7 protein-coding genes are annotated in these 4,879 nt (G+C 68.1%); all 7 read right to left on the bottom strand.

Features of this window, described 5'->3' with window-relative positions:
- Positions 1–1,167, bottom strand: a 1,167-nt coding sequence (locus NM2_RS09160; protein WP_067666619.1) for a hypothetical protein, incomplete at its 3' end; no start/stop codon positions are given.
- 104 nt (positions 1,168–1,271) lie between these two features.
- Positions 1,272–2,105, bottom strand: a complete 834-nt coding sequence (locus NM2_RS09155; protein ID WP_067666616.1) for a DUF8175 domain-containg protein — start codon at positions 2,103–2,105, stop codon at positions 1,272–1,274.
- On the bottom strand, positions 2,102–2,356 hold the full coding sequence (locus NM2_RS09150) for a hypothetical protein (protein ID WP_245717921.1): 255 nt from the start codon (positions 2,354–2,356) through the stop codon (positions 2,102–2,104). Before NM2_RS09150 ends, NM2_RS09155 begins: the two co-directional genes overlap by 4 nt.
- A gap of 4 nt (positions 2,357–2,360) precedes the next feature.
- Positions 2,361–2,657, bottom strand: a complete 297-nt coding sequence (locus NM2_RS09145) for a hypothetical protein (protein WP_067666614.1) — start codon at positions 2,655–2,657, stop codon at positions 2,361–2,363.
- A 107-nt stretch (positions 2,658–2,764) separates the two neighbouring features.
- Positions 2,765–3,439 (bottom strand): hypothetical protein, encoded by a 675-nt coding sequence (locus NM2_RS09140; RefSeq protein ID WP_067666612.1) that lies wholly within the window; start codon positions 3,437–3,439, stop codon positions 2,765–2,767.
- Entirely contained in the window at positions 3,436–4,311 is an 876-nt protein-coding gene (locus tag NM2_RS09135; RefSeq protein WP_067666610.1) for a MinD/ParA family ATP-binding protein, read from the bottom strand. Before NM2_RS09135 ends, NM2_RS09140 begins: the two co-directional genes overlap by 4 nt.
- Positions 4,312–4,327: 16 nt before the next feature.
- The coding region (locus NM2_RS50130; RefSeq protein ID WP_501193634.1) for a DUF8176 domain-containing protein at positions 4,328–4,879 on the bottom strand (552 nt) is incomplete at its 5' end.

Genomic DNA, 4,879 nt, shown 5'->3' with positions numbered 1-4,879 from the left:
TCCGGGCGCCCCCGAGGCGGCGGTACCGCGCATGGCGACCGCCTTGGTGCCGACCGCGCCCAGCGCCATCGCACCCAGAACCACGCCACCGGTTGCGGCCAGACCCGATCCGCCGTTTCCGACCATGCCGACCGCCGGGGCGACCAGGCGCATCAGCACGGGCAGGACGAAGGCGACGCTGCCCAGCAGCACGATCGCCACCAGCATGCGCTGTGCCTGATCCGCATCGGGAAGCCCTCCGGTGGAGGTGGTTTCGTCGGTGCTTCCCGCGGCCAGGAAGGCGATCATGTAGACGATCGCCGCCACGGGTTTCCACAGCATGAACGCGATGATCCAGCTCAGCAGCTTCGAGTAGGACTGCTTACCGATATTCGTGCCCGATGCGGCGGCGGCCAGCGGCAGCACCCCCGCGGCCACCACGAGCATGCCCTGACGCACGATCGCCAGGACGATCTGCGCCAGCGCGCCGAGCAGACCCACGATCGCGATGATCAGCACCAGACCGGGCGAGAACGCCTGCAGTTTACTGGTTTTCACCATCAACTCGGCGATGTTCTTCGCCTGGCCGTTGGTCGCGTCCTGAATCACCCACGCGGAGAAGCGATCCGAGGCCTGGGTGCCCGCGACGATCACCGCGCCCAGCATCCAGGAACTGAACACCACCCGGGCGAACATCTTGAACGATTCGGCCGCTTCGGATATCAGCGCACCGCGTCTGGCCTCGGCGAGTCTGACTCCGGACAGGATGATCGAGACGATCAGCAGCAGGATCTGCGCCTGATAGGTGTAGTCGTTGATCTTCTGGAACAGCTGGCCGCCGTTGCTGAGCCGCTCGTTGGGCACCTTCATCCAGAAGGTCAGGGCCATGATCAGCGCCTGCCCCAGACCGCTCATCAGCGAGTCGACCACCTTGCCGAAGGTGGAATCCCAGGCCTTGTCGCGCACCGCGGTGGCGGCGTTGTCGGGATGGGTGGCGGCATTGGCGCCCTTACAGGCCGCCGAGGCCGCATCGCCCAGGGAAACCCCGGGCAGTCCCATATTGTCGAGATCGTCGTGAATCTGGTTGCAGGTCTGGTCGAATCCGTAGGTCTGCCCGTACGCCACGGTGGGCGTCGCGATCATGACGGTGAAGACCACCGCGAGAATCGTGACGAGGCGCCTGATCATATGATTCACCCCTCGGTGCGTCGAAGTGCCGCCATCCAGGCCGGCCGGCGCGGCCGGTAGCACTGTCGTCAACGTCCCATCACATCCCCTGCTCGCCGCTGCGCTCACCATTTAGTCCACCCATCCAGCGAGTCCACGTACTCGGTCTGCGAACCCGAGGCGTCGGTCGGCTTCAGCCGCCAATCCCCGTTGTCCCACACCATGACCAGGCGGACCGCCGCCCACAGTTGTTTGCCGTCGTTGACCGGGCCGCGTGCGGCCAGCCGCACGATGGCCATGTCGTCGGCATAGTTCTCGATCTGAAACGCGTCCGGCGCCACCAGATATCGCGTCACCTGCTCGGGCTGCTGCTCGGGCAGCCGTCCCGCCGAACGCGCCTTGTCGTACGCGGCGAGTTGCTGTGCGCTGGCCTTGACCTGATGCACGTACAGGTCCCGGTCGGCCGGACGCGCGTTGAGCCGGTAGGTGATCTGCGCCGCCGCCAGCACCGCGCCCTGCGGAGTATGCGAAAACCCTGTGGCCAGGCCGTCGGTGATCCGGGTCGGACCGTCGCTGGTGGAGAACGGCACCGAGGCGCCGAACACCCGCTGCCAGCCGTGCGGTGCGGTGATCCCGGTCGGAGCCGCCGTCAGCCAGTCCTGATCGCTCGATTTGTGTTCCTTGCCCGGATCCTGCGGAAGTACTTGTCCGGCAGGGTTGTTCGGTACATCCACCCGGCGGCCGAACACGTCCACCGCGGGCGCGGCGAAACCGGTCGCGTTCGAACCCGCCGCCGGTGACGGCGCACCGGGAGCCGCGGCCTGGCCGCCGCCATTGCGCGAACCGCCGTGATTGACGTACATGAACACCCCGACGACCACGATCAGCGCCAGCACCGCCGCGGAGGCGATGCCGCCGAAGGAGATTCCGCGGTCCGAGTCCGCATCCTTGTCCTTCATGTCGGCAGGAAGGTCAGGGCGATCGCGCTTGCGGACGAGGCCACGATCGCACCGACCAGGCTCATCACGATGCCGTGCGACGCGTCGTTGATCGCCATGTCGTCGCGCATCGCCGACCACAGGCGCCCCGCCGAGATGATCAGCCAGGCAAGGCAGAACAACAGCACCACCCAGAGCAGCCAATCGATCAGCTGCATCAACGGCGCGACTACGTCGGCCGGCATCTGTTTGTAGGCAAGCACGGGCGCCACGCCCCTATGATCCGATGGCTGCGTTCATGATGGTCCCGGCGCTGGTGGCGATGATTCCGCCGATCATGGCGCCGGCCACCATCTTCGGCGACTCCAGACCGCCGCCGGTCCACTTCTCCCAGGCGAACCGGCCACCCGCGTAGGTGATGCCCAGAATGCCCGAGAGCAGCACGAACCAGGTGAAGTAACGGACCAGTTTCAGCAATTTGTCCGAGGCGGGCGGGGCCTCCGGGGTCGGGTTACCGACCTGAGCGAGGACAGCGCTGTACGTCTCGTGCACAGCGAGCAAGATGGTACTCATCGAGCATCCTTCTTCAATAGGTGAACCGAAAACAAAGCCGTGTACCGGGGGTACACCGTCAGTCGCGCCAAGTCGCCACCCGCCCAGCGGCGTCCGAGAGTGCACGGTCATCGCATGCCCTCTTCCTCGAAATGTGAAGCGGTGCTTACCTTTTCACGAATCAGAGCCACTATACCCGCACCCAGCTGGTCCACGTCGTGCGGAACCTCGTGCAGTGGATCGAGCTTGCGTTTGCTCTGCTGCGGCGGCGGATCGCTGGGCGACCACACCGGCAGTTGTTCGGGTTCGACCAGCGTCCACTCCTCGTACCACGGCACCTGCCAGACCGGTCCGGCCAGTGAGCCCACCACGTCGCGGTAACGGCGGATCTCCGCCGGAATGCGGCCCGGCCGGGCAGCCACCGTGATCAGCCCGAGCACCTGGCAGGTTCCGGCCAGGCCGGCATGATGCTGACGCAGCAGGTCGTGCGCCCGGGTCAGCCCCGAAATCGTCTCGCGCGCAAGCAGAACCACGTAGGGGGACTCGCGATCGAAGACACCCGGCCAGCGCCGATGCGAGTCCGCCGCGGGCGCGAGCACGTGCGCGAGGGTGCTGGCGCCGGCGCCGCCGTGGACACCGAGCAACCACACCAGCGGCGCGCGTCCGGCGCCGGGGACGGGCCGGTCCCAGATGGGCGCGCGACGATTCTCCGGCGGTGCGACGACGCCCGCGGCCCCCGTCGGCTGGTCGGCCCGCTCGGGGGTTTCCGATGGTTTGCGACTTTCCTTCATGGCCGCGGTCATGATGCCACCCCCGCGAGCAGGGTGCGATAAGCCCTGCGTGTTTCGGCGGCAAGTGCGTTGTGTCGCACCAGTTCTCCGCGTGCCAGATGCTGGTCGTAGGGGATCTCGCGGATGTCGCGGACCCATCCGTTGAGATGTTCACGCAAATGCTTCGCCACCGGAGCGCTGTCGCCGGGCAGCTGATGGGACACCACGATCGTGGTGTCCCCCACGATCCCGCCGCCCTGGCCCTCGGTCTGGCCGCCGAACTCGTCGTCCAGCCATTCCAAGGTCACCCGCAGCCGGTTGGCCGCGTCGGCGCGCGCCGGAATCGCCAGCACCAGCGCGATATCGGCATCTTCGAGCAGCGGACGCAGATGCCGCGCGGCGATCGGACTGCCGCCGTCGTAGACCGGGGTGTGCCCGGCCTCGGCCATCGCCCGCGCGACGGTCAGGTAGGTCGCCCGGCGACGCAGCGGCGCGGCGTCGCGCCAGAGCAGGCCGATGCCCGAACTCGCCAGGGACAGACACTCCTTCAGCGGCGCGGGCTCGTCGTCGCCGCGGCCGTAGAGCCAGGACTGCAGGCTGATCGGGCTCAGATGTTCGTCCGCGCCGCGCAGTGCCAGATCGCTGCCCGAGGACGTCGCGTCCACCGCGACCGTCGGCAGGCCGCCCGAGGCCAGTTCCGCGGCCAGGCCCAGGGCCGTCGTCGTGGTACCCGCACCGCCGCAGCCGCCGACCACCAGAATCGGCCGCGGCAGCAGATCACCCTCGCCGTTCTCACGCCGGCTCCGGCGTAACCGCACCACCGGAGCCCTGTCACGCGTACGCGAACCCGCCGGGTCGCCCGTCTCGGGCGTCTCGTCGAGCCACTGGCTCCAGTCCTGTCCCATCGTCTCAGCTCTCCTCTTAACCGGCCGTGATTCCCGTGATCAGGGTGCGGCCGCCGACGACCTCGGTGGTCACCGTCTGCCGGCCGTAGGTCGCGGGCGCGCCTCCCGGCCGTTGTTCGGTGACCTCCACCGAATACCTGGAATCCCCGGACGGCGCCACTCGCACGCAGTACACGGTCCCCGGGGGGACCGAGTCGATGCCGCGCTGGATCACCTCCGCCGCAGGAATTCTCGCGTCCGGCGCGACGACCTCACGGGCGCGTTCGGCGGAACGGTCGACGTAGTAGGCGTGCTGGAACCACATGATCGCGTCGGGCCCGGAGCCCGTGCCGCCCGGCTCCGCCCCGCGCACCACATCACCGATGCGCTCGGTCGGACAGCTGAGCACCGTGCCGGTGGTCGCTCCGGTGAGCCGGATCTCCGAGATCACCGGACGCCCGGAATGCGCGGAATGCCCGGCGCCGCCACGGATATGAAGCAAATACACAGCGAACATCGCTGCCGCGGCGAGCAGCAGCACCGCGACCGCCAGGACGAGCGCGACGCGCAGACTGCCGGGCCCGGCCTG

It is taken from the genome of Nocardia miyunensis NBRC 108239 (assembly GCF_001613065.1).
GTDB classification, from domain to species: Bacteria; Actinomycetota; Actinomycetes; order Mycobacteriales; family Mycobacteriaceae; genus Nocardia; species Nocardia miyunensis.
The sequence above is the reverse complement of the archived record's forward strand: the minus strand, read 5'-3'. Positions and strand labels throughout refer to the sequence as shown.